The organism is Promicromonospora sp. NPDC023987 (assembly GCF_040639055.1).
Lineage (GTDB): Bacteria > Actinomycetota > Actinomycetes > Actinomycetales > Cellulomonadaceae > Promicromonospora.
In genome coordinates, this window is the sequence record NZ_JBEZZF010000016.1 from 39,151 (window position 1) to 63,232 (window position 24,082).

Consider the following 24,082-nt stretch of genomic DNA (forward strand, 5'->3'; position numbering starts at 1 on the left):
GATGACCTCTGCACAGCAGACCCCCATCGCTATCATCGGCGCCACCGGTCAGCAGGGCCGCAGCGTGATCGACGCCCTGCGCGACGCCGGCGTCCCGGTCCGCGCACTCGTTCGGGACCCCGGCTCCGCCGCGGCCCGCGCGCTGCACGCGGCCGGCGCCGAGGTGGTGCGGGCGGACCAGGAGGACGACCGGTCGCTCGCCGAAGGGCTCGCCGACGTCGCCACCCTCTTCTACATGACGACGTTCGAGGGCCCCGACGGTACGGCGGGCGAGGTGCGTCGCGGGCACGCCGTCGCCGACGCCGCCGCCCGGGCGAACGTCTCCCACGTCGTCTACTCCTCGGTGGGCGGCGCCGAGCGTGAGACGGGCATACCCCACTTCGAGAGCAAGTTCGAGGTGGAGGAGCGGCTGCGCGCCCTCGTGCCGGCCACGATCCTGCGACCGACCTTTTTCATGGAGAACCTGACCGCACAGCTCGCGCCCGGCGAAAACGGCGAGATCGTGATCCGGATGCCGATGCCGGGCGACGTGCCGGTGCAGATGATCGCCGTACGGGACATCGGCCGCGCGGCCGCCCGGCTCCTGCTCGAGCCGGGCGCGATCGACGGCGACGCGATCGAGGTCGCTGGTGACGAGCTCACGCTCGACCGCGTCGCGGCCCAGGCCGGCGAGATCCTCGGGGTGCCGGCGCGGTTCGAGACCATCCCGCCCGAGTACCTCGGCGACGACGAGGACCTCAAGGCCATGTTCCGCTGGTTCGCCGAGGGTTCCGCGTACCAGGCTGACCTGCCGCGCTCACGCTCGCTGATCGCGGACGCCAGCGACCTCCGGTCATGGCTGGGCACGCAGCGCCGGCAGGAGCCGGCCGAGCGAGGAGCGCTGCGTTGACCGACCACGGGCACCCGCTGCGGTTCGAGGCGTTCATCACTCCCGCGGCGGCGAGAACGGAGCGCATCCACGTCTCTGGAGCCCTTCGGGCGGAGGGGTCCCCGCCGGGTCCAGGTGCGCGGTCGTGCCGGCGTCGTCCAGCGACGCCCTGAGGTCGTCGACGACCGCGTACAGCCCGGCGGAGAACCCTGCGGCGTCGGACTTGACCCAGCGGCGGAAGGCCAGGCCAAGGACCACGGAACCGACCTGTGCGACCAGCGCTGCCGTGCCGGGCCCGGTGCCACGCTGCCGGAGAGCCTCGTCGATCGCGGCGGCGACAGCGGCGGACTTGGATCGTTCGCGTTCCTGAAGCTCGGCGCTCGTATCGATCACCGCCCGGCGTCGGGCGGCGTTGGCGTGGTCCACGTGCTCGGCGACCTGTGCGCCGACCTGGTGGAGCGCGTCGAGGACCGCCGCGAGCGGTGCGGCCGCAGGGTCCGCGGCGAGCACGGCCTCGCGCACGATCTCGGGCAGCCGTTCCGCGCTGGGGAACAGCACCTCGCGCTTGTCCGCGAAGTAGCGGAAGTAGGAACGGCGGGTCAGGCCGGCGCGCTCGGCGATGTCCGCGACCGTCACGTTGTCGTAGCCGCGTTCCAGGTACAGGTCGAGCGCGGCCTCGGTCAGGCGCTCCTGCGCTCCGGGATCCCATCTCGCCATGCCTCCGAGCCTAGCACCGATGACACTCTGTGCCGTCAGTGCTAGCCTGAGTGATGACACACGGTGTCATCAACTGTGCCCGGCGCTCGCCGGGCCGAGAACAGGAGATCTGTCATGGAACCAAGCAATCGGTCCGACGAGGTGTGGGTGCTCGGCGCGACGGGACGGACCGGCAGGGCGGTGGCGACCCGGCTGATGCGGGACGGGGTGCCGCCCGTGCTGGTGGGGCGCAGCCGGGAACGGCTCCGACAGGTCGGTGCGACGCTCGGGCTGGGCGAGGACGCGAAGGTGGTCGTCGCCGACACGGCCGAGAAGATCGCGGCCGAGATCGCCCGGGAGCGGCCCGCCGTGGTGGTCAACACCATCGGCGACTACGCACGGACGGCGCTGCCCATCGTCCGCGCCTGCCTGCCGGGTGGCCACTACGTCGACTTCGCCTCCGACCTGGACGCGATGACGCAGCTCGCCGAGCTCCATCAGGACGCGATCAGCGCGGGGAGCACCCTGGTCACCGGCGCGGGATTCGGCGTGCTGGGCACCGAGGCCGTCGTGGCGAGGCTGTGCGCGGGCCGCCCGGCTCCGGCCAGGGTGCGCGTGGACGCGCTCGCGTCGGTCGCCATGGAGGAGGGCCGGCTGGGAACGGCCCTGGCCGCCAGCATGGTCGACGTCATCGCGACGGGCGGACGCCGCTACGAGGGCGGCCGGCTCGTGCGCAGCAGGCTCGGAGCCGACACCTACCGCCTCACCCTGCCCGACGGCGAGGCCGTCACGAGCGTCGGCGGCCCCAGCGGAGAGCTCTACGGGGCGCGAGCCGCGAGCGGCGCACCGTCAGTGATCGCCACCTCGACGCTCGTCCCGGCATCACCCGTGGTGCGGGCGCTGCTGCCGGCGCTCGGAGCGCTGTTGTCCGTGCCCGCCCTGCGACGCCTGATCGTCGACCGGCTCGGCCGGATGGCGGTCAAGGCCGCACCGCGACCCCGCGAGCACACCTGGGGCCACGCGGTCGTCACCTGGTCCGACGGCACCGAGCGGGAAGGCTGGCTGCGGGCCGGCGAGGCGATGGACTTCACCGCCGCCGTCGCCGCTGGGGTCGCGGCACGCCTCGTCCGCGGTGAGGGCAAGCCCGGTACGTACACGCCAGGGGTCGCGTTCGGGCCCGACCTGGCCGTGGAGGCAGGCGGCACCTTCGTCTGACCGCGCGGGTGCGACGGTCAGGCGGTCCCGGTCAGGTCGAGCAGCTGCGCGTGCAGGTCCAGCAGGCTCGTCGCCCGCAGGTCGAACGTGTCGCCAGGGCCGGCCGGATCGCCGTCGGCGCGGGGCACGTACGCCGTCCGCATCCCCGCCGCGGCCGCCGCCCGCAGGTCCCATGCGTGCGCGGCCACCATGAACGGCACGCCCGAGGCGGCCGGGGCGCTGGCCATCGCCACCTCGTACACCTCGGGGCCGGGCTTGTAGGTACCCGCGTCCTGCGCCGACAGCAGCTGGTGCCAGCGCAGCCCCGCGTGGGCGCTCAGTCCGGCAAGGACCCGGCGGCTCGCGTTCGACAGGCCGAGCACCGTGCAGTCGGCCGCGAGCAGCTCCAGCCCCGCGACGGTGTCCGGCCAGGGTTCCAGCCACTCCGACGCGTCGGTGAGCCGCTCGACGTCGTCGAAGGACAGGAGGCGCTCGCGGACCAGCAGGCTCAAGGCCTCCAGGTCCAGCTCGTGGCTGGGCACGAACGCGCGCCGCCCCTCGACGATCGCGCGCTCCTGCTCGGCGACGTGCCGCAGCCATCGGCGGGCCACCTCCGCCGCCGCGCCGCTGTCGACTCCGGTCCGTGCGGACACGCGTCGCTCCATGCTCCCGGTCTGGTCGACCAGCGTGCCCAGGACGTCGAAGACAACGGTTGGCCGGACCGTCCCCGTGGTCGCAGGTTCCATGTCCTCACCGTAGACGAACGCGGCGGTGGTCGGACGGGGCCGCGGTTGCCAGTGCGGGCGTGCTGCCTACCGTGGAAGGCAGCCCCGGAACCAGGAGGAGACATGGCTGACAGCTCGGAGAGCAGGACCACTACCGACCACGACGAGATCCGCCGCTGGGTCGAGCAGAACGATGGGACCCCGGCGAGCGTCCGAGGCACGGAGCAAGGCGGCGAGGCCGGTGTGCTGCGCATCGACTTTCCCGGCGGCGCAGGCGAGGACCAGCTCGAGCCGATCGACTGGGACGACTGGTTCCAGAAGTTCGACGACGAGGGCCTGGCGTTTCTCTACCAGGCGGCGCGCTCGGGCGGTGGCGACAGCACCTTCTTCAAGCTGGTGCGGAGGTGAGCCTGCCGCGCAACGGTCCGGCCGGGCGGACGTCGGCTACCGACCGCTGCGCAGGCCGCGGAGCGTGTACTCGAGGCGCCGGCGGTAGCCGTCCCGGGGCTGCTGGGCGCAGGAGCGGGCGATGATCCCGCGCTCCCAGATGAGGAGGTAGACGTCCTCGGCGGTGATGTCGTCCCGGATCACGCCGGTCGCCTGGGCGTCGCCGAGCAGGTTTCCCGCGACCTCGTTCGCGTGCTCGCACAGCGCGGCCACCGGCTCGGAGCCGGGCAGGGAGCGCAGCAGGACGTCGTTGGCGGCGGGCTCGTCGTACTGGAGCAGCCAGATCTGCCGCAGGTAGCTCTCGAACCGTTCGACCGGGTCCTCGATGGCGCTCACCGCTGTGATGATGCCCATGATGCGCTCGGCGACCAGCTCCTCGACCACCGCGTCGATCAGCCCTTGCCGGCCCCCGAAGCGGTGATAGATGGTGCCCTTGCTGACACCCGCCGCGCGCGCGACCTCGTCGAGCGGGCTGTTGAGCCCGTGCGCGCGGAACACGTCGAGGGCAGCCAGGCGGATGCCCTCGACGTTGCGCCGCGCATCGGCGCGCAGCCGCGGGGGGTCCGCCGTCATCGGCCGGCGCCTGCCGATGTGCTGTCGGCAGCGGCGGGCGAGCCGACGGTCTCGGTCCAGCTCGTGTCGAGGGCCTGCAGGAACGCCTCGACCGGCTGCGCGCCTGAGACGGCGTACTTGCCGGCGAACACGAAGAAGGGCACGCCCTGGATGCCGTACTGCCGGGCCTGCTCGATGTCCGCCTCGACGGCGTCGGCGAACTGCCCGCTCGTCAGGGCGGCGAGCGCGGCGTCGCGGTCCAGGCCGACGTCGGCGGCCAGGTCGCCCAGGACCTGGTGGTCCGCCACGTTGAGCCCTTCGGTGAAGTACGCCTGGAACAGCCGCTGGACCATCTCGTGCTGCTTGCCCTGCGTCGCCGCGAAGTGGCTGAGCTGGTGCGCGGTGCGGGTTCCGACGGCTCGGGCCTGCTCGAGGCGGTAGTCCAGCCCGATCTGCCGCGCACGCTCGGTGACCTGGTCGTTCATCGCCTGCGCCTGCTCACGCGGGAGGCCGTGCTTGGCCGACAGCAGGTCGGTCGGGCTGACCGGTGCGTCGTCGTCGGACAGCTGCGGCATCAGGAGGAAGCTGTGGTACCGGACATCGACGCCGGAGGCGTGCGGAAACTTCTCCAGCGCCTGCGCCAGCAGCGTGTCGCCCATGTAGCAGAACGGGCACATCACGTCGCTCCACACGTCGACCACCAGCCGGTCCGTCGCCTGGTCGAACGCCTCGCCGGCCATCAGGAGCACACTCCGTCCACGTCGCAGACGCCGAACGACTCGCCGGTGGCCAGCAGCTCGAACGGTGAGGGGGCGGCAGGGCCGCCGTCGACGGCCTCCGGTGTCTTCTCTGCGGGGACGTCGACCACCGGGGCCGACTCCGCGATCGCATTACTTGACGTCATGGTCAAGAACCCTAGGCTGATCTTGACCCCGACGTCAAGATCGTCAGTCGAGGATCGCGTACGCCTCGACCTCGACCAGCACGTCGGGCTCGAACAGGTAGTCGACGCCGATGGCGGAGAGCGGCGGCAGCGGCTGCGGGAGCGCCAGCTCCTCGGTCACGCTCGTGATGCCGGCCATGAAGTCGTCGATCTTCTCGGGGCTCCAGTGGGTGACGAAGAACCGGAGGCGGACGACGTCGGAGAAGGTCGCGCCGGCCCCCGCGAGCCCGCGGGCCGTGTTGCGCAGTGCCTGCGCCACCTGGCCGGCGAGGTCGTCCGTCGCGATGTGGTTCGCCTCGCCGTCGCGGGCGATCTGGCCCGCTACGTGCACGTGGCGGCTGCCGGTGCCGATCGAGACGTGGTGGTAGGGAACCGGCTGGAACATGCCTTCGGGAGTGAGCAGCTGCACGGTCATGGGAGGTCCTTTCGCTGATGGGCCAAGCAGGTATCCCATGTGTACTTGGTGTCCGAAGGGAACTTCAACGAGACTAGGTTTCATGCCGGATACCACCGAACCTGCCGAGCGCATCCAGATCTCCGTCCACCATCGAGAGCTGCTCGACCAGGTCCTGGACAAGTGGTCGCTGCAGGTGCTCGACGAGCTGTGCGAGCAGCCCCTGCGGTTCAACGAGCTGCGCCGGGCGATCCCCGTGGTGACGCAGAAGTCGTTGACGGCGACCTTGCGGCGCCTCGAGCGCAACGGGATGGTCGACCGCGTCGTGGTGAGCTCACGGCCGATCGCCGTCGAGTACCGCATCGCGTCGCTCGGCCGGTCGATCCAGGAGCTCATCGACGCGCTGTTCCACTGGAGCACCGAGCACATGTCCGACGTCGAGCGCGCACGCGAGCGGTTCGACGACGGGGACTGAGCGGCCGGAGCGCCGTCGGCTCAGACGTTCCGGGCCGCGATGGAGAGCAGCGATTCCAGCTGTCGCAGCGGCGCCCCACCCGGGGAGCGGATGGCGCGCAGCTCGCGGACGAAGCGCAGACTCTTGACGGGGACGCGGACCAGCCGCCCTGCCGTCAGGTCGTCCCGGACCGCCAGGATGCTGAGCACGGCCGGTGCCGCACCGGAGGCGACGGCCGTGCGGACGGCAGCGGTCGTCGGCAGCTCGGCCAGCGGGTCCGGGATCTCGTGCCCGGCGTCGGCCAGGATCTGTTCCGCGCTGAGCCGGGTGCCGGAGCCCTTCTCGCGCGTGACGAGCGGCGTGCGCGCGAGCTCGGCGGCGCTCACGCCGCGGCGTCGGGCCCAGGCGTGCTGTGGTGCGACGACGACGACCAGCTCGTCCTTGGCGACGGTGGTGGTGAGGAGGCCGGGAATCTCCGTCGGCGTCTCGACGAAGCCGAGCTGGTGGCTGCGGTCGGTGACCAGCTCGATCGCGTGCGTGCTGTTCGTGGCGGTCACGGAGACGGCGTGCTCGGCCTGGTCCCGGCCCCTGAGCGTCATGAGCCAGCGGGGGAGCAGGTACTCGGCGACCGTGAGGCTCGCGGCGATGGCCAGCGGCTTGGCCTGTCCCGCCAGGCGCAGCGCGGCGACGCCGGCGTCGAACCGGTCGGCGGCCTCCACGGTCTCGGCGGCCCACTGTGCCGCCATGGTGCCGTCGAGCGTGAGCGAGCTGCCGCGTGGCCCCCGGACCAGGAGGGTGACCCCCAGCTGCCGCTCGAGCCGGCGCATCCGGGTCGAGGCCGCCTGCTGGGTGATCCCGAGCGTTCGGCTGGCCGCGGTGATCGACCCGACCTCCGCGATCGCCGAGAGGAGCCGGAGCGCCGGCAGGTCGACCCCGCTCCCAGCTACAACGTGAGGTTGTGGTTCCACAATGAGATGGAGGATACCGGGAGGGTAGCCCCGTGGGGAGACTGAGGCGTATGGCCCGCTTCAGCATCGCCCACGTGACCCCGAACTGGTTCGCCTCCGTGATGGGGACCGGGATAGTCGCCACCTCCGCAGTGACACTGCCGGTGCAGCTCCCGGGCCTGCGTCAGGGTGCGCTCGGCGTCTGGCTGCTCGCGTCGGCGATGCTCGTCTTCCTCCTGACCGCCACGGTGCTGCACTGGGTGCGCCACCCCGTGGCCGCGCGCGCACATCACTCCGACCCGGTGATGGCGCACTTCTACGGAGCGCCGCCGATGGCGCTGCTCACCGTGGGTGCCGGGACGCTCCTCGTCGGGCGCGACGTGGTGGGGCTCGACGTCGCCGTCGCCATCGACACGGTGCTCTGGTCGGTGGGGACGGTCGGCGGGCTGGTCAGTGCGGTCGCGGTGCCGTACCTCGCGTTCACGCGCCACCAGAACCCGGCCGACGCCGCGTTCGCCGGATGGCTCATGCCGGTCGTCCCGCCCATGGTGTCCGCGGCCACGGGGGCGCTCCTGCTGCCGTACCTCTCACCAGGGCAGGCCCGCGAGACGATGCTCCTGGCGTGCTACGCGATGTTCGGGCTGAGCCTGATCGCGTCGGTGGTGATTCTTCCCCAGCTCTGGAGCCGGCTGATGCACCATCAGGTGGGCGCGAGCAGGATGGTCCCCACCCTGTGGATAACGCTCGGCCCGCTCGGGCAGTCGGTCACCGCCGCGAACCTGCTGGCGGCCAACGCCGCCGGCACGCTCGGGGCGAGCTTCGACCGCGGGCTGATGTACTTCGCCATCGTCTTCGGGGTCTCTGTGCTGGGCTTCGCCCTGATGTGGGCCGCCATCGCCACCGCGATCACCGTGCGTGCCGCCGTCCGGGGACTGCCGTTCTCGTTGACCTGGTGGTCGTTCACGTTCCCCGTCGGGACCTGTGTCACCGCGACCGCCGGGCTGGCCGTCCACACGGGGCTGACGGCGCTGGTGGTGCTGTCCGTGCTGCTCTTCGTGGGCCTGGTGGCGGCGTGGGTGACCGTCGCCGTCCGGACCGCGTGGGACAGTCTCGCTGGGCAGCGGGCCGTGCCGCAGGTGTCGGCGGCCGCGGCGACGGTGGAGGCGCCGGGCGCTGAGCCGACGGCGGTGCCGGTGCCGGCCGAGGCGCTCGGTGCGGTGCGCACCATGACCACCGTGGGTTGAGTGTCCGTGCGGACTGCTGCTCGGCCGCCGGTGGCGGCCGGTGGCGGCGGTCAGCGGTGCACGGCGCCGACCCCGGCCGCGGGAGCCCAGGACAGCGCACGCAGGCAGCCCGACCGGATGTCGTCGAGGTGCGCGGCGAGCTTCGCCGGGGCGTCGCGGTTGAGGCCCTGCCGCACCGCCGTCAGGCCGGGTCCCAGGCGGAGGTGCAGGCCCCAGGTCAGGTGCGCGGTGGCGAACCCGAGGGCCGCGGCGGGGCCGAGGTCGGTACCGGCAAGGTCCCTGACCGCCCGTCCGTAGGCCTCCAGCAGGGCGGGCTCGTCCAGCTCACCGTTGCCGCCGAAGGCGCGGTAGAGCGAGACGAAGGTGCCCAGGTCGAAGCCCACCGGGCCGACGCCCACGTGCTCCCAGTCGATGAGGGCGAGCGCACCGTACGGGTCCAGGCCTGCGTTGCGAGGTGTGAGGTCACCGTGCACCAGCGTCATGGGCAGCTCCGCGGCACGTGCGCCCAGGTCCTCGGCCGCGTCCAGGCAGGCGTGCAGGCTGCGCACCTGCTCGGGGCTGAACAGCGCCCGGAGCCGCGTGTCGTCGGCCAGCGCATCGAGGTTGTCGTGGCCTGCCGGAACGTGATGGGCATAGGCGGCGTAGCCCGCCAGCTCCAGCCAGGGAGCGTCGAGCAGGCCGGGCCGCACGGATCCCGGGACGTACAGCAGCGCGGCGCGCCGGGCCGCGATCGTGGCGGAGTCAGGCGTCCAGCTCTGCTGCAGGACGGCGCCGATGTCGCGCATGACGAGCCAGGTGAGGTCGTGGTGCCTGAACACCGTCGCGGCCGGTGGCGTCGTCAGCCCGCTGGGGAGCAGGTCGGAGATGCCACTGGCGTAGAAGTGCGCCTCGCGGCGGTCCAGCAGGCGGTCGCGCGAGTCCAGCAGCGTCTGGCGACCCCAGCCGAGGATCTTGACGATCCACGGCGAGGCGGGGGCGTGCGGCGGCGCGACGCTGACCCGGAGGACCGCCGCCTGTCCGAGACCGGTCGACAGGTCCCGCACGGAGAGCACCCGCGCACCGGCGCCCCATGGGCCGTCGTGCGAGGCCAGTGCGGCCTCGACCGTGTCGGCGTCGGGCAGGACACGCTCAGTCATCAGGTTCCTCACGGCAACGGTGCTGTGGAGTCTCGGACGAGGGACATCCGACCACGACCGCGAGAACAATGAAATTCCGTTCTTGATGCGGATGTCGAGAACCTGGCCTCCGCTCCGTCCCCGGAGTAAGAGTGGCTACGAGAAGCCGCCCCCCGACAGGAGTGATGACGATGGAACCGCACGAGGTCAGCGAGATCCTGAACCGGCCGCTCAGCCAGGACCTGCTCAGCCGGGACCTGACGCGCCTCGCCTACGTGGCCAAGGACGGCACGCCCCGCAACGTACCGATCGCGTTCGTGTGGAACGGGACGCAGATCGTCATGTGCACCACGAAGAACGCTCCCAAGCTCCCGGCACTGCGGCAGAACCCGATGGTCGCCCTGACCGTGGACACCGAGGCGCACCCGCCCAAGATCCTGCTCGTCCGCGGTCGTGCGGAGCTGGACCCCGTCGACGGCATACCGGACGAGTATCTCGAGGCGAACACGACCTACGAGATGACGGCCGAGCAGCGGGTCGAGTGGGAGGCGGAGGTGCGTTCGCTCTACACCGACGGCATGGTGCGGATCGTCGTGACGCCGACGTGGGCCAAGCTGATCGACTTCGAGACGACCCTGCCGAGCGCGGTCGACGAGCTGGTGCGGCGGCGGGCGGAGCGGCAGGGGGCCTGAGCGGCGTGCCGCCCGCTGTCCGCCGTCCTGGCCGCCCGGCCGCTGCTCGTCAGGCCTTGCTGTGGACGGTGACGACGTAGCCGTCGGGGTCGCGGAACGAGAACGTCGTGCCGAACGGGCCGTCGAACGGCTCCTGCACGATCGGCACCGGCAGGTCGCGGAGCTTCTGATGGAGCCCCGCCGTGTCGTCGTCGTGGAACCACACGCCGATGCCGGCGCCGAGCTGCACGCCGGTGTCGAGGTCGACGCCGGGGAGCGGCGTGCGCACGGCGAACGTGGCACCGGGGGAGGCGAACACCACGGCCTCGGGGTTCGGTGCGGGTACCCGCCGCAGGCCGATGACGTTCTCGTAGAACGCCGCGGAGGCCTCCAGGTCGCGCACCTGGAAAGAGACGAAGTCGGGTCCGGTAGTCATAGGAGAGCTCCTTCATGATGGGAAGTGTCAATAGCCTGACACTGGACGGGAGGATGTGTCAAACTATTGACATGACGGATGATGGTCAGGTCGCACTGCCGGAGGAGCTCGGGGTCCTGATCAAGGAGACCCAGGCCGTGCTGCACCAGCGCATGGACGAGGTGCTGCGGCCCCTCGGGCTCAACGTGGCGCAGTACGCCTGCCTCCGCGCGCTGCACGACAGCCCGGGGATCACCAGCTCCGAGCTGGCCCGGCGGGCGTTCGTGTCCCGGCAGTCCATGAACGTGCTGCTGCAGGGGCTCGTGCAGCGAGGGCTGGTGGAACGCTCCGACCAGCCTGGGCCGCGCCGGGAACTCGCGGCGTCGCTCACCGAGCCGGCCACCGCGCTCCTCGACGAGGCGCAGGGACTCGTCTCGGGGATCGTGCGCCGCATGACGGAGGCGTTCGACGGCCAGCGGCTGCTCCGGCTGCGGGACGACCTCGCCGACTGCCGGGACGCGCTCGCGGCCGGGGGCAGCTGAGCTAGGGGCCCGGGCGCTGGACTTCGTACGGGTCGATGGCGCACCACGAGCCGCAGGCTCTGAGTCGGTCGGGCCGGTGCTCGGCGGCGAGCCGCACGTTGAACGTGGTCCGGCGCACCGAACCGAAGGGAACAAGTCCACCGGTTGCCGCATCAACACGAAGGTTGCGGCTCGGCGCCTCCCCTGACGTTCAACGTGCGGCTCGGTGCCCCCCCACGACGTTCGACTTGCGGTTGGGTGGCCCGCCGAGACCAACGTGCGGCTCGGCGCAGGTCCTGAGAACCGGCGGACTCGTACCTTGCGGCTCGGCACCGAGCCGAGCCCGAACCGACGGAAACGGCGACCCGGCATAGCCTGGAGCCGAACCCGACGGAAGGAAGCACCATGTCCCGTGTTCTGATCATCGGTGGCCACGGCAAGATCGCGCTCCGGCTCGCCCCTCTGCTCGTCGAGCGAGGCGACGTCGTCACGAGCGTCATCCGTAATCCGGACCACCAGGACGAGGTAGCGGCCACGGGGGCGATCCCGCTGATCGCCGACGTCGAGCACCTCGACACCGACGGGCTCGTGACGGTCGTGGAAGGGCAGGACGCGGTGGTCTGGTCGGCCGGCGCGGGGGGCGGGAGCCCGGAGCGGACATACGCCGTCGACCGGGACGCCGCCATCCGCACGATGGACGCCGCGCGGACGGCGGGCGTGGCGCGCTACGTCATGGTGTCGTATCTCGGCGCCCAGCCCGACCACGGTGTACCGGAGGACAACTCGTTCTTCGCCTACGCGGAGGCGAAGGCCGCGGCCGACGAGCACCTGCGTGCCTCAGCGCTGGACTTCACGATCCTGCAGCCGGGACCGCTGACGATGGACGACCCGACCGGACTGATCGAGGTGGTCAATCCTGGCGACGGCCGCGTCTCGCGGGCCGACGTCGCGGCGGTGGCCGCAGCGGTCCTGGCCGACGACAGCACCGTTGGCCGCACCATCCCGTTCGGCAACGGCCGGACGCCGATCGCGCAGGCGGTCGCCACGGCCCAGGCCTGATCCGTCGGCAGGGCGGGAGCGCTCACTCGGACTGAGCAGTTGCCGGCCAGGCGCGTTGCCTCCGTGAGGTTCCACCTACGATCGGCAGATGCCTCAGCTGATCGTCACCGCACTCGTCGCTCTCACGCTGACCGCCTGCCAGGGCGGCCCGAGTGCCGGGGCGGAGGAACAGGACGCAGGTCAGGACGCCGCGTCGGTCGCCGTCGCCGACCTGACGCTCCCGCCCGTCAGCGGGCACTTCGACTACCAGCTCGGCGCCGCCTACGAGCTCGCCGACGGGCTCGACGTCGTCGTGCGGGACGCGACCGCGACCCCAGCCGCCGGGGCCTACAACATCTGTTACGTCAACGGGTTCCAGACCCAGCCGGGCGAGGCGGACCTCTGGCTCGGCGCCAACGAGGACCTGCTGCTGCACGACGCGGCGGGGAACCTCGTCATCGACCCGGAGTGGCCGGACGAGTACGTGCTGGACCCGTCCACTCCGGCGAAGCGCGACCGCATCCTCGACGTGCTCGGCCCGGTCGTCACCGGGTGCGCGAACGCGGGCTTCGACGCGGTCGAGATCGACAACCTCGACACCTGGACCCGGTTCACCGACCCGAGCACCGGCCTGATCGAGCAGGACGACGCGCTGGCGCTCGCGAGCGCCTACATCGACCTCGCGCACGCGTCGGGTCTCGCGATCGGGCAGAAGAACGCGGCCGAGGTCACGTCGACGGCGCGTGGGCTCGGGTTCGACTTCGCGGTCACCGAGGAGTGCGCCGCGTACAGCGAGTGCGCGGCCTACACGGGGGTCTACGGCGAGCACGTGCTCCAGATCGAGTACACCGACAACCTGCCGGCGAGCTTCGACGTCGTCTGCGACAGCACGGACCGTGCGCCGCTGACGATCCTCCGCGACCGGAACCTGGTGGCTCCCAGCGATCCGGCGTACGCCTACGAGCAGTGCGCGTAGCGCCGGCCCACGGCGTCGGACCGGTCTGATGGCGTCCCGGCAGACCGGGACGCTGCTCGAGCGGTGAGAAGAGGGCCTGCGGCCCTGACTCGGTGTACCCGGTACGGCGGGTCAGGGCCGCAGGCCCACGGCGAGTCGGTGAGGTGGTCGGACCAAGTCCGGTTCCAGCAGATGTGGGAGTGTCTCTGCGACCGTGTCCTGCCGACAGAAAGTCCCCGTATGAAGATCGTCGACGCGAAGGTCGTCGTCACCTCGCCCGGCCGTAACTTCGTCACGCTCCAGATCACCACCGACGACGGTGTGACCGGGCTCGGCGACGCCACTCTCAACGGCCGCGAGCTCGCCGTCGTCAGCTACCTGCGGGACCACGTGGCCCCGCTGCTGATCGGGCGCGACCCGCACCGGATCGAGGACGCCTGGCAGTACCTGTACCGGGGCGCCTACTGGCGGCGCGGCCCCGTGACCATGGCGGCCATCGCGGCGGTCGACGTCGCCCTGTGGGACATCAAGGCGAAGGTCGCGGGTCTGCCGCTGTACCAGCTGCTCGGCGGCGCCAGCCGGGACCGCATCCGGGCCTACGGGCATGCCAACGGCTCCAGCCTGCCCGAGATCTTCGACTCCGTGCGGGCGCTGCAGGAGCGCGGCTACCAGGCCATCCGCATCCAGAGCGGGGTCCCGGGGCTCCAGTCGGTCTACGGCGTTCACACGACGACGTCGGCCGACGGGTCCGCACCCGACGTGCTCGCCCAGCCTGCCGTGGAGGACTGGGACACCGCCGCGTACCTGCGGTACATCCCGCGGGTCTTCGAGGCGGTCCGCAACGAGTTCGGCCCGGACCTGCCGCTGCTGCACGACGCGCACCACCGGCTGTCCCCGGTCGAGGCGGCCCGGCTCGGCAAGGACCTCGAGCCGTACGACCTGTTCTGGCTGGAGGACTGCACGCCCGCGGAGGACCAGGAGGCGCTGCGCCTGGTCCGGCAGCACACGACGACGCCGCTGGCGATCGGCGAGGTGTTCAACACCGTGTTCGACTACCAGACGCTCATCGACGACCGGCTCATCGACTACGTGCGCTCGGCCGTCACGCACTTCGGCGGCGTCAGCCCCATGAAGAAGCTGTTCGACTACGCGGGCCAGCGCGGGATCAAGAGCGCGATCCACGGCCCGGAGGACATCTCGCCGGTCGGGATGGCCGCGGCTCTGCACCTCGACCTGGCGATCCACAACTTCGGCATCCAGGAGTACTCCGGGCACACCGACCTCACCGACGAGGTCTTCCGCCACGCGTACACGTTCGAGGACGGCTACCTGCACCCGGGCGAGGTGCCAGGCATCGGCGTCGAGCTGGACGAGGAGCTCGCGGCCGCCCACCCGTACGCCCCGGGCTACCTGCCGGTCAACCGCCTGAGGGACGGCTCGGTCCACGACTGGTGACCGACTCTTCGCCGCGGGCGTGATCTGTGCGCCCGGACCGGGCACGTAGCCGCAGTGATCGGGCCCACAGCACAGGGGACCCATCCAGGACCCCGTCGGCGCCGAACCTCGTGTGCAGACCCGATCGGAGGTTTTCGTGGGGCAGACTGGGGCGGTGGCCTCACCACCAGTCCGGACCTCGTCGCGCGACGCTGTCGACGCACTCCTCACGGCGTGCGCCGGGGGCGACCCGACGTTGTTCACGCCTGTCTATGACGCGCTGGGGCCGGTGGCTTACGGTGCTTCCCTCGGCGTGCTGCGCGACCCCGATCATGCGGCAGAAGTGACCCAGGAGGTGATGGTGGAAGTGTGGCAGACAGCAGCACGATTCGACGCGACGCGCGGTTCCGCCCGTACCTGGGTCGCGACGCTCGCGCGCCGGCGCGCGGTCGATCGCGTGCGCTCCGAGCAGTCTCGCCGGGACCGCGACCAGCGGGACACCGACCTGCGCACGGGAGAGGCGACGCGCGACGTCGTCGTCGAGGACGTCGAGCGCAACCTCGAGGGCTCGGCCGTGCGGCGCTGCATCGAGGGCCTCACCCCGACCCAGCGTGAGGCCGTGGTCGTCGCGTACTACGGCGGCCTGACGTACCGCGAGGTCGCCGAGCAGCTCGGCGCCGCGCTCCCGACCGTCAAGAGCAGGATCCGGGACGGGCTCAACCGGCTTCGCGAGTGCCTGGGGGTGCGTCATGGCTGATCCCACGAACGACAGCTCGCACCGCGGCGCGCGCGCCGACGTGTGGGACCTGCTTCCCGGGTACGCGCTGGACGCTCTCGACGACGTGGAACGACGCGCCGTCGACCGCCTCCTCGAGTCCGACGCCGACGCGCGCCGGGCGCTCGACGAGTACCGCGACGTCGTCGCGGCGTTCGCCGTAGAGACAGCGCCGCCGGCCCACCTGCGGGCGAGCGTCCTGGAGCGCGTGCAGCGCACACCTCAGGTCGCTGGCCCGAGCGTCCCGGCTGCCGCGACCCCGGCCGCCGTCCCGACGCCCGTCCCGACGCCCGTCCCGACGCCCGTCCCGGCGCCCGTCCCCGGGGGCGGCGACGACGGGTCGGGCACGGCCGCGCCTTCCGATCCCGGTCCGACGGCGGGCCGCGCCGACGTCGTCGACCTCTCGGCCCGTCGCCGAGCGCGCCGCTGGGGTGTCGCGGCCACCGCGGTGGCCGCAGCGGCGGCGATCGCCGTCCCGACGACGATCGCCGTGCAGGTCACGGCAGACCGCGACCGGCTGCGCGAGCAGAGCGAGATCGTGTCCGAGATGCTCGTGGACCCCGACGCGTCCATCCTGCGCGGCTCCGTCGAGGGCGGTGGCGCGGCGTCCGTGCTGGTCGCCGACGGCGACATGCTCTTCCGCGCCGACGACCTGCCCGAGCCCGCCGAGGGCAAGGCCTACCAGCTCTGGGTCGTCGCGGCCGACGGCAGCGTCTCCTCGGCCGGCCTCCTGTCGCTCCAGGACGGCGAGACGTCCTCGCTGGTCCAGGGCGTCGACGGCATCGGGATGGCCGTGTCGGTCGAACCGGAGTCCGGCTCGGAGCAGCCGACCACCGACCCGATAGTAGTCCTGGGCGCCTGACGCCGCGCTGCTCCGCGCCTGCTCCGGCCGAACATGACCTGAGGTACCGAATCCGCCCCGGATCGGTACCTCAGGTCATGTTCGTGACGGACCTGTCGGCCACCTCCCACACAGCATGACCAACGGCCCGTCCCGACCAGGAGGTCGGGACGGGCCGTTGGGCGTTCAGCGCCGGCTGACGGCGGGATGCGACAGGGTCACATCTTGGGCATGAGCACCGAGTCGACGAGGTAGACGGTCGCGTTCTGGGTCATGACGCCACCACAGATCACGTTGGCGTCGTTCACCATGAGCTCGTCGCCGCTGCCGGTGACCTCGAGGGTCTCGCCCTGGACGGTGGTCTGCTCGCCGACCACCTGGTCGGGGGTGAGCTGGCCGGGCACCACGTGGTAGGTGAGGATCTCGGTCAGCATCTCGCTGTCCGTCGACAGGGTCTCCATCGTCTCGGCGTCGATCGCCTTGAAGGCGTCGTCCACCGGGGCGAACACGGTGAACTCGTCACCGTTGAGCGTGTCGACCAGGTTCACGTCGGGGTTGACCTCGCCGCTCACGGCCGAGACCAGCGTCGTGAGCAGCGGGTTGTTGGATGCCGCGACCGCCACCGGGTCGGTGGACATTCCGGTGACCGAGCCGGGGCCGTCCGGCACCTGCTCGGCGTAGTCGGCGCAGCCCGGGCCGACCAGGTTCGCGGCCGGGTCCATAGCCATGTCCTCGGACATCTCATCCGAAGGCTCCTCCTCGGGCGCTGGGGCTTCCTCGGTCGCAGCGGTCTCGCTCTCACCAGTCGGCTCGTCCCCCGAGCTGCAGGCTGCGAGGCCGAACACGGTCAGGGCGGCGATGCCGGCGGCTGCGTAGGACTTGCGGGTTCGAACGTTCATCGGTCTCTCCTCGGTATGTCGTCGTCCCGCGTCTCACGGGCCGTCTTGACCCTGGTTCGGAGCCGAACGCCGCCCGGATGGGCGTCGGACGGCACGAGTTCTCCGACCGCCCGGATCGCCCGTCGCACGCCGCCCCGAGTGCCCGCCGTACCCATCCGGAACGGTCCTTGCGCCGAACTCGCCACATGGGAACCCTCATCGTCATCGGCCTCCTGGGAGGCCTCATCACCGGGATATCCCCGTGCATCCTGCCGATGCTGCCCGTGATCTTCTTCGCGGGCGGTGTGCAGGGTGCTCGGACGCCGGGTACCACCGGCGCGGGCGCCGGTGGCACGGCAACCGCGGTGCGTACCCGGCGCTCGCTGCGCCCCTACATCGTCATCGTGGGACTGGTTCTCAGCTTCAGCGTCTTCACGCTGCTCGGCTCTGTGCTGCTCTCGGTCCTCGGCCTGCCGCAGGACCTGCTGCGCTGGGCAGGCATCACGCTGCTCGTACTGCTGGGCATCGGCATGATCGTGCCCCGGTTCGAGACCATCCTGGAACGCCCGTTCCAGCGCATCGCCGCGTTCGGGGCGAAGCGCGGCGCGGCCCGGCAGGACCGAGGGGCCTTCGTCCTGGGCCTGGGCCTCGGCGTGCTCTACGTGCCGTGTGCCGGACCCGTCCTCGCCGCGATCACGGTCGCGGGCGCCACGGGCAACATCGGTTCGGGGACGGTCGCCCTGACGGTGTCGTTCGCCGTCGGTGCTGCCCTGCCGCTCCTGCTGTTCGCCCTGGCCGGACGGCGCATCGCCGAGCGGGTCCAGGCCTTCCAGCGCCACACCAAGGCCATCCGCACCGGTGGCGGCATCGTCGTCATCCTGCTGGCCATCGCCCTCGCGTTCAACCTTCCCGCGGCGATCCAGCGGCAGCTCCCCGACTACACCGGTGCGCTCCAGGAGCGTGTCGACTCCTCTGAGGTGGTGCGCGAGGCGCTCGACCTCGGCGGGCTCGTCACCGACGAGAACCGTGAGCTGTCCAACTGCTCGAACGGTGCGCCGGTGCTCGAGGACTGTGGCACGGCACCGGAGATCCGCGGCATCGAGACCTGGCTCAACACACCGGACGGTGAGGCGCTGACGCTCGAGGCGCTGCGCGGCGAGGTGGTCCTCGTCGACTTCTGGACCTACTCGTGCATCAACTGCCAGCGCGCGATCCCGCACGTCAACGCCTGGTACGACCGGTACCGCGACGTCGGCGAGGGGTTCGAGGTGATCGGCGTGCACACGCCCGAGTTCGCCTTCGAGCGCGAGACGCGCAACGTCATCGCCGGAGCCGAGAACCTCGACGTGACGTACCCGATCGCGCAGGACAACTCCTACGCCACATGGACGGCGTACCGGAACCGGTACTGGCCCGCGCAGTACCTGATCGACGCCGAGGGGACAGTCCGGCACATCCGCCTGGGTGAGGGCGGCTACGAGGAGACCGAGAAGCTCGTCCGAGAGCTCCTCACGGACGCCAACCCCGGGGTGGACCTGCCGGCGCCGACCACCGTGCAGGACACGACCCCGAACGACGCGATCACGCCGGAGACGTACTTCTCCATCAAGCGCGTCATCAACTACGCGGGCGAGCCGGAGTACGCGGCCGGCCGCGAGGAGTTCGTCCTCGAGGACGAGCAGCAGCAGGACACGTTCTCGCTCGGCGGGACCTGGGAGATCGACTTCCAGGGCGCGCGGGCTGCGTCCGACGACGCACGGGTGCGCCTCGCGTACCAGTCGGCGGACGTCTTCGTGGTCCTCGGCGGCGAGGGGACCGTCGAAGCGACGGTGACCGCCGACGGAGAGCCGACCACCACGAGCATCGACGTCTCGGGCAACCCACGGCTCTACCCCCTTCTCGAGGGCGGCGAACCGACCAAGGGGCTCGTGGAGCTCGACGTTCCCGAGGGCGTGCAGGTCTACACCATGACCTTCGGCTGACACCGCGGGACGGTGTCCGGCCAGGTCCGGTCGGACGCCGTCCGCCCCGTGGGAACGGTCAGAGGTCGTCGAGCAGCAGCACGTCCGGCGGCACCAGGGTGCGGGTCCGCAGCAGCTCCGTGATGAGGTTGTGGTTGAGCGCGTTGCCCACCGGCTCACCCACCTCCTCGCGGGTCAGCCCGGCCACGCCCGCCCGGGAGAGCCGTCGCCGGACGCCGGAGATGAGGCGCTCCACGCGCTTGGCCCCCCACGACTCGTCGGGCTGCAGCGCGTTGAGGTCGGTGGCCGTCTGCAGCCAGGTGCACGGCTGGGGGTGGACGTCGTGCAGCAGGTACTTCTGCGCGAGCGAGATGAGGGCCAGCCGCTCGTCGGCACGGAGCTTCCACGGCTTGTCCCGGAGCGTCGCGGCGTCGTGCGCCGGGCGGGGCAGCTGCCCGTCCTCGCCGGCGACATACAGCTCGAGCAGGTGCCTGCGGCGTGCCGTGCCGTTCACGAAGACGGGCGTGTAGCCCTCCTCGACCGGGAACGGCTCGTCCTCGGGGAAGAGCGTCATCGACCGGGGAAGCTCGAGTGCCCGGTGACCGGTGTTGGCGAGCCACCACTGGCCCTCCCGGAACGTGACGCTGCCTTGGTTGCGGCTGATCCGCAGGTCGTCCTCGCCGACGCACACGTGGACGTCTGGCCGGTTGCGCCCGAACACCACCGAGCGCTGCTCGCGCGCACTGAGCCGGATCCCGCCCGACACGGACAAGGCGTAGATGGTGCCCGGCTCCGACGTCGGCACGCCGAAGGCCAGGCTCGCATGGTTGGCGGAGAGCGGTTCCGTGCCCTCCGTCTGTGGGACAACCGTCATGGCGACCTCCAAGAGTTCAGATTGCGAGCGTGGCACGCCACCTGGGGGACCCCTCCCGACGTCGTCCGGTCAGGACACCGCCGGGAGGGCTGCGGCCACCGGCTCGGCGATGTCGACGAGGAGGTCGCAGAGCTCGTCGACCGACTCGTCGCCACCGGCCCTGAGCTCGAGCCGGACCAGCTCCGCGACGGTCGTACCGTCCCCGTGGACGCTGGGCGCCTCCCGGTTGACGACGGACACCAGGCAGGACGCGCTGGACCACGAGTCGCCCTCGTCGACCGTCTCGTGCCCGCTGAAGAGGAAGTGCTCGCCGTCGTCCGCCGTGAACGGCTCGTGGTGCTGGAACAGTGCCCGCAGCTCCTTGCCGTCCTCCGCGTACCAGGTGCAGTCCCACTCGGCGAACCCGACCAGGGGATGGGTCGCGTCGACGCCGGGCAGGCGCTCGAGCGGTTCCCCGGCCAGCAGGTCGCAGGCGCTCTGCGTGTAGAGCGAGCTCGGGTCGGGCGTCCGCTCGCGGCGGGGGACCAGGCCGTCGTTGAGCACTCCGGTGGCGTGGTTGAGGGTCGAGTCGGCGAGCGCGCACAGGTCGTCGACCTCGCCGCTCTGCAGCTCGGCGTCGAGCGAGAGGTTGTAGTCGCCGCCGGGCAGGAAGAGCTCGCGGGAGCACTCGTCGGGCAGGTCGCTCTCGTCGTCCACCACGGTGACCTTGCCGACCTGGCGGTTCGGCTCGGTGGGTTCCTCCGAGTTGTGCCAGATCTTGACGCTGACCTCGGCGACGCCGCCGCCGTCGTGCGTCACGTAGATGTCGCAGCGGTTGAGCTCGCCGTTGTCGGTGTCGAGCCGGGTCAGGCCGAAGGCGCCGAGCGCCTCCTCGTCGAGGAGTGCGCACGGGTCGGCGGTCGCGGGGTCGCCGATGATGCCGACCTTTCCGCCGTCCGCGCGCCGGTTGGTGGAGCTGTCGCCGTCCGCGCTCGCTCCGGCCACGGGCAGCTCGTCGCCCTGTGCCTGCCCGCGGTCCAGGGCGGACCAGGCGACCAGGGAGAGGACGGCCACCAGCACGACGGCGACACCGGCCGTCGTGAGGGCATGCCCAGGACGGCGGAGCGCTCTCAGCGGTCGGAACGACCTGGTCGGCTCCGGTCCGACGCCGGCCGCCGGGTCGCCGGCCAGGGTGGCCAGCTCCTGGCGTACCTGCTTCAGGCGCGGCCGGTCGGCCGGCTTCCTGGCCAGCATGCGCAGCACGACCGGTGCCATGCTGCCTGCCCGCTTGGGCGGCCTGACCTCCTCGGAGACCGTCTTCCACAGCAGGGCGTGCGGGTTGTCCTCGCCGAACGGCGTGGTGCCCTCGAGCAAGTAGTAGAGGGTGGCGCCGAGCGACCAGACGTCGGCGGCCTCGGTGAACCGCCCGCCCTTGGCCACCTCGGGCGCCAGGTAGCCCGGCGTCCCGGTGAGCGCTCCGGTGGCCGTGACCGTCTCGTCGTCGTGCACCGGCCGGGAGATGCCGAAGTCGGCGATCTTCGCGAACCCGTCGTCCGTCACGAGCACGTTGGCCGGTTTGACGTCCCGGTGCAGGATCCGGTGCGCATGCACCGCCTCGAGCCCGCCCGCGAGCTGGGCGCCGTAGCGGGCGGCCTGCTCGACCGGCACCCGCTCGGACCGGGAGAGCGGTCGGCCGGCCACGTACTCCATGACCACCCACACGTCACCGCCGTCGTCGACCACGTCGTGCACGGCGACCACGTGCGGGTGAGTGATGCGCGCGAGGTACTTGGCCTCGCGGCGGACCCGTTCGGCGCCGTCCTCGTCGCCCTCGTACCGTGTGCGCTTGATCGCCACCGGACGCTCGTGCACGTTCAGGTCGGCGGCGCGCCAGACCTCCCCGTGCCCGCCGGTCCCAAGCGTCTCCTCCAAGCGGTAGCGGCCGCCAACGATCTGCCCGGTGTGCACCCTGTCGCTCTCTCCCTGTCGACGTCTTCCGTCAAAGCGTTGTGCTGGACCGACGCTAGTGCACTGTGATCTGGGAGGACAGGGGGAGCACGTCCCTCGCGGGACCCCTCCCGGTCGGGTTCTCCGGTATACCTGTCGCTGACATCTGTCCGGGCAACGACGAGCGGAGCTGGTCCGTGAACGCAGGGGACGTCGTCGGGGAGCGTTACCGGCTGGAACGCCGGCTCGGTGCGGGCGGGCAGGGGGAGGTCTGGGAAGCCTCCGACCTCAACGTCTTCGAGCAGCGGGTCGCCCTCAAGCGGGCCCACGCGATCGACGTGGAGGGCGACCGGCGGCTGGAGGCAGAGGCGGAGAAGCTGGCCCGGATCAGGCATCCGAACGTGGTGCGGGTGCACGACGTCGTGCGCGACGGCGACTCCCGCTGGATCGTCATGGAGCTGCTCTCCGGGACTGCCCTGGCCGACTGCGGCAGGGTGTCCGCCCTGGACGCGGCGCGGTACGGCGCACAGCTCGCCGACGGGCTCGCGGCGGCGCACGCCGAGGGGATCCTGCACCGCGACGTCAAGCCCTCCAACGTGCTGATCACCGAGGACGGGGTCGCCAAGCTCGTCGACTTCGGCCTCGCCCGCAGCAAGCACAGTGCGACGACCCTGACCAGCGCGGACGCGATAGCCGGGACGCCGGGCTTCGTCGCACCGGAGGCGCTGGACCCCGGACGGCCCTTTACGGCGGCGAGCGAGGTCTTCGCGCTCGGCGCCACGCTGTTCCACGCGACAGAGGGCACCACGCCGTGGGGCGCCGGCAGCGTCACCGAGCTCATCGTGCGGACCAGCACCGAGAAGGTGCGGTCGTCCAGGCGGGCCGGGGACATGACCGCCGTGCTCGCCCGGATGCTGAGCGGGAACCCGAGGGAGCGGCCGGGGCTGACCGCCGCGCGGGACGAGCTGCGCCTGATCGCCGGTGGGCACGGCCCGGGGCCTGCGCCGGCGTCCCAGCACCGGCTCCGCATCCTGGTCGCCGGGGCGATCGCGCTGGTGCTGGTCGTCGCAGGGGTCGTGACGGCACCGTTCCTCGCCGACGGGCAGCCCGACGCCGCGTCGTCGCCCAGCGCATCACCGCTTGGCGCCGCGTCCCGGACAAGCCCGCCGAAGGCATCCCCGGAGCCGTCCGCGAAGAAGGTCTCCGAGCCAAGGGCGACCCCAGCTCCCGAGCCACAGGCGACCGAGCCGAGGACGACGGAGAAGGCCGAGCCTGCGTCGGCCGCGGAGACGCGGGTCGCGCTGACCCAGCGCGCGTTCACGGGCGCGGAGAAGTCCGCAGATCCCTGTGGGCTGCTCGGTACAGGGACGCTTCGTGCGTTCGGCGGCACACGCCTCGACAGCGACAACGACGTCTTCAACCAGTGCGAGGTGGTCGTCACGGGCAACGGCACGGAATCGGCCGTCAAGCTCACCCTCTACCGCGGCGGCGAGGACCTCTCGGGCGATCAGGGCACGCTGAACGGCCTTCGCGTCTACCGGGACGACCACGAGCTGCCGGAGTCCTGCGACCGGGACCTCGTCGCCGACGACTACTGGGTGGCTGTCGACGCCATGCAGCGGGACGGCGATTCCGACCTGTGCGGCATGGCGGAGTCCGCCGCCCGGCGTGCCGCCGCGCTGATCAGCGCCGAGAAGATCCCGAGCCGTGCCGCCGCGCCGTCCGGCTCGTTCATCCGCCTCGACGCCTGTGCCCTGCCGGGGTCCGACGCGCTCCGCGCTGCCCTCACCGTGGACGACCTGCCGTCCAGCCGGTCGGCGTACGGCGCGTGGGACTGCCTGTGGGACGGCGACGACAGTCGCGAGGTGCGCATCTTCTTCCAGCGGACGGAGCCGCTCGGGTCCGACGAGGGCGAGCGGGTGACCTACTCCGGGCACCCGGTGTTCCTCCAGGGCGACCGATGGGAGGAGGGCTGCCTGGTCAGCGTGGTCGGAAACCAGGGCAAGAGTCCCGACGGCGACGGTCAGGTCGCCGAGCTCGTCCGGGTGCACGTGACGGACGACGGCGAGTCCGGCACCGACGAGCTGTGCGAGGTCACGGAGGAGGTGGCGCGTTCCGTGGCGGCTGCGCTGCCCAAGCGCTGACCGTGGCGCTGACCGACGGCGGCGCGGGTTTCCACTTGGTCGCCGAGTGGGAGACAATGTCGCACGTGGC

Annotated in this window: 26 protein-coding genes; 14 read left to right on the forward strand and 12 right to left on the reverse strand. The window is 71.6% G+C overall.

Annotated features, from left to right (window positions below; all coding sequences use genetic code 11):
* Position 1 precedes the first annotated feature (1 nt).
* Entirely contained in the window at positions 2-889 is an 888-nt protein-coding gene (locus tag AB0F40_RS10125) for an NmrA/HSCARG family protein (protein ID WP_357466266.1), read from the forward strand.
* Positions 890-925: 36 nt separating this feature from the next.
* Here the strand turns inward: AB0F40_RS10125 and AB0F40_RS10130 are convergent, their stop codons facing one another.
* Positions 926-1,585, reverse strand: a complete 660-nt coding sequence (locus AB0F40_RS10130; protein WP_357466268.1) for a helix-turn-helix domain-containing protein — start codon at positions 1,583-1,585, stop codon at positions 926-928.
* A gap of 114 nt (positions 1,586-1,699) precedes the next feature.
* Here AB0F40_RS10130 and AB0F40_RS10135 point away from each other — a divergent pair, with 114 nt between their 5' ends.
* Positions 1,700-2,779 (forward strand): hypothetical protein, encoded by a 1,080-nt coding sequence (locus AB0F40_RS10135; RefSeq protein WP_357466270.1) that lies wholly within the window; start codon positions 1,700-1,702, stop codon positions 2,777-2,779.
* Between the two features lie 17 nt (positions 2,780-2,796).
* On the opposite strand, the gene AB0F40_RS10140 is transcribed toward AB0F40_RS10135, so the two are convergent.
* Complete coding sequence (locus AB0F40_RS10140) at positions 2,797-3,504, reverse strand: haloacid dehalogenase type II (RefSeq protein WP_357466272.1); 708 nt, start codon at positions 3,502-3,504, stop codon at positions 2,797-2,799.
* 102 nt (positions 3,505-3,606) lie between these two features.
* On the opposite strand from AB0F40_RS10140, the gene AB0F40_RS10145 reads away from it, so the two are divergent.
* Positions 3,607-3,891 (forward strand): hypothetical protein, encoded by a 285-nt coding sequence (locus AB0F40_RS10145; RefSeq protein WP_357466274.1) that lies wholly within the window; start codon positions 3,607-3,609, stop codon positions 3,889-3,891.
* Between the two features lie 36 nt (positions 3,892-3,927).
* Here AB0F40_RS10145 and AB0F40_RS10150 read toward each other — a convergent pair whose 3' ends face one another.
* From AB0F40_RS10150 to AB0F40_RS10165, 4 genes are read right to left on the reverse strand one after another with little or no spacing between them, the layout of a single operon-like run.
* Positions 3,928-4,503, reverse strand: coding sequence for a TetR/AcrR family transcriptional regulator (locus AB0F40_RS10150; RefSeq protein ID WP_357466276.1), 576 nt, complete (start codon positions 4,501-4,503; stop codon positions 3,928-3,930).
* A complete protein-coding gene (locus AB0F40_RS10155; RefSeq protein WP_357466278.1) occupies positions 4,500-5,222 on the reverse strand; it encodes a DsbA family oxidoreductase in 723 nt (240 codons plus the stop codon). The genes AB0F40_RS10150 and AB0F40_RS10155 overlap by 4 nt, the downstream gene beginning before the upstream one ends.
* A complete protein-coding gene (locus tag AB0F40_RS10160; RefSeq protein ID WP_357466280.1) occupies positions 5,222-5,386 on the reverse strand; it encodes a hypothetical protein in 165 nt (54 codons plus the stop codon). The genes AB0F40_RS10155 and AB0F40_RS10160 overlap by 1 nt, the downstream gene beginning before the upstream one ends.
* A 43-nt stretch (positions 5,387-5,429) precedes the next feature.
* Complete coding sequence (locus tag AB0F40_RS10165) at positions 5,430-5,840, reverse strand: Rid family hydrolase (RefSeq protein WP_357466282.1); 411 nt, start codon at positions 5,838-5,840, stop codon at positions 5,430-5,432.
* Between the two features lie 82 nt (positions 5,841-5,922).
* Here AB0F40_RS10165 and AB0F40_RS10170 point away from each other — a divergent pair, with 82 nt between their 5' ends.
* Positions 5,923-6,294 (forward strand): helix-turn-helix domain-containing protein, encoded by a 372-nt coding sequence (locus tag AB0F40_RS10170; RefSeq protein WP_357466284.1) that lies wholly within the window; start codon positions 5,923-5,925, stop codon positions 6,292-6,294.
* Between the two features lie 20 nt (positions 6,295-6,314).
* Here AB0F40_RS10170 and AB0F40_RS10175 read toward each other — a convergent pair whose 3' ends face one another.
* On the reverse strand, positions 6,315-7,241 hold the full coding sequence (locus AB0F40_RS10175; protein ID WP_357466286.1) for a LysR family transcriptional regulator: 927 nt from the start codon (positions 7,239-7,241) through the stop codon (positions 6,315-6,317).
* Between the two features lie 50 nt (positions 7,242-7,291).
* Between AB0F40_RS10175 and AB0F40_RS10180 the strand changes: the two genes are divergently transcribed.
* A complete protein-coding gene (locus AB0F40_RS10180) occupies positions 7,292-8,464 on the forward strand; it encodes a TDT family transporter (RefSeq protein WP_357466288.1) in 1,173 nt (390 codons plus the stop codon).
* Between the two features lie 50 nt (positions 8,465-8,514).
* On the opposite strand, the gene AB0F40_RS10185 is transcribed toward AB0F40_RS10180, so the two are convergent.
* Entirely contained in the window at positions 8,515-9,600 is a 1,086-nt protein-coding gene (locus tag AB0F40_RS10185; RefSeq protein WP_357466290.1) for a phosphotransferase, read from the reverse strand.
* Between the two features lie 170 nt (positions 9,601-9,770).
* Between AB0F40_RS10185 and AB0F40_RS10190 the strand changes: the two genes are divergently transcribed.
* Positions 9,771-10,271 carry a pyridoxamine 5'-phosphate oxidase family protein gene (locus AB0F40_RS10190; RefSeq protein ID WP_357466292.1) on the forward strand — a complete coding sequence of 167 codons (501 nt, stop codon included), beginning with the start codon at positions 9,771-9,773 and terminating at the stop codon, positions 10,269-10,271.
* 49 nt (positions 10,272-10,320) lie between these two features.
* Here AB0F40_RS10190 and AB0F40_RS10195 read toward each other — a convergent pair whose 3' ends face one another.
* Positions 10,321-10,686, reverse strand: coding sequence for a VOC family protein (locus AB0F40_RS10195; protein ID WP_357466294.1), 366 nt, complete (start codon positions 10,684-10,686; stop codon positions 10,321-10,323).
* A 71-nt stretch (positions 10,687-10,757) separates the two neighbouring features.
* Between AB0F40_RS10195 and AB0F40_RS10200 the strand changes: the two genes are divergently transcribed.
* The 6 genes from AB0F40_RS10200 (at position 10,758) to AB0F40_RS10225 (ending at position 16,250) form a co-directional block, all read left to right on the forward strand.
* A complete protein-coding gene (locus AB0F40_RS10200; protein ID WP_357466296.1) occupies positions 10,758-11,207 on the forward strand; it encodes a MarR family transcriptional regulator in 450 nt (149 codons plus the stop codon).
* Positions 11,208-11,591: 384 nt separating this feature from the next.
* A complete protein-coding gene (locus AB0F40_RS10205; RefSeq protein ID WP_357466298.1) occupies positions 11,592-12,245 on the forward strand; it encodes an NAD(P)H-binding protein in 654 nt (217 codons plus the stop codon).
* 88 nt (positions 12,246-12,333) lie between these two features.
* Positions 12,334-13,200 carry an endo alpha-1,4 polygalactosaminidase gene (locus AB0F40_RS10210; RefSeq protein ID WP_357466300.1) on the forward strand — a complete coding sequence of 289 codons (867 nt, stop codon included), beginning with the start codon at positions 12,334-12,336 and terminating at the stop codon, positions 13,198-13,200.
* 219 nt (positions 13,201-13,419) lie between these two features.
* Entirely contained in the window at positions 13,420-14,634 is a 1,215-nt protein-coding gene (gene manD / locus AB0F40_RS10215; protein WP_357466302.1) for a D-mannonate dehydratase ManD, read from the forward strand.
* Between the two features lie 154 nt (positions 14,635-14,788).
* Positions 14,789-15,370 carry an ECF RNA polymerase sigma factor SigK gene (gene sigK, locus AB0F40_RS10220; RefSeq protein WP_357466304.1) on the forward strand — a complete coding sequence of 194 codons (582 nt, stop codon included), beginning with the start codon at positions 14,789-14,791 and terminating at the stop codon, positions 15,368-15,370.
* Positions 15,363-16,250, forward strand: a complete 888-nt coding sequence (locus AB0F40_RS10225) for an anti-sigma factor (protein WP_357466305.1) — start codon at positions 15,363-15,365, stop codon at positions 16,248-16,250. Before sigK ends, AB0F40_RS10225 begins: the two co-directional genes overlap by 8 nt.
* Before the next feature lie 197 nt (positions 16,251-16,447).
* On the opposite strand, the gene AB0F40_RS10230 is transcribed toward AB0F40_RS10225, so the two are convergent.
* A complete protein-coding gene (locus tag AB0F40_RS10230; RefSeq protein WP_357466307.1) occupies positions 16,448-17,128 on the reverse strand; it encodes a fasciclin domain-containing protein in 681 nt (226 codons plus the stop codon).
* A 185-nt stretch (positions 17,129-17,313) separates the two neighbouring features.
* Between AB0F40_RS10230 and AB0F40_RS10235 the strand changes: the two genes are divergently transcribed.
* A complete protein-coding gene (locus tag AB0F40_RS10235) occupies positions 17,314-19,089 on the forward strand; it encodes a cytochrome c biogenesis protein CcdA (RefSeq protein WP_357466309.1) in 1,776 nt (591 codons plus the stop codon).
* A gap of 58 nt (positions 19,090-19,147) precedes the next feature.
* Here AB0F40_RS10235 and AB0F40_RS10240 read toward each other — a convergent pair whose 3' ends face one another.
* Together AB0F40_RS10240 and AB0F40_RS10245 are read right to left on the reverse strand one after the other, a co-directional pair.
* Positions 19,148-19,942 (reverse strand): hypothetical protein, encoded by a 795-nt coding sequence (locus tag AB0F40_RS10240; RefSeq protein WP_357466311.1) that lies wholly within the window; start codon positions 19,940-19,942, stop codon positions 19,148-19,150.
* 69 nt (positions 19,943-20,011) lie between these two features.
* On the reverse strand, positions 20,012-21,889 hold the full coding sequence (locus tag AB0F40_RS10245) for a serine/threonine-protein kinase (protein ID WP_357466313.1): 1,878 nt from the start codon (positions 21,887-21,889) through the stop codon (positions 20,012-20,014).
* 176 nt (positions 21,890-22,065) lie between these two features.
* On the opposite strand from AB0F40_RS10245, the gene AB0F40_RS10250 reads away from it, so the two are divergent.
* Positions 22,066-24,012, forward strand: a complete 1,947-nt coding sequence (locus tag AB0F40_RS10250; RefSeq protein WP_357466315.1) for a protein kinase — start codon at positions 22,066-22,068, stop codon at positions 24,010-24,012.
* Positions 24,013-24,082 lie beyond the last annotated feature (70 nt).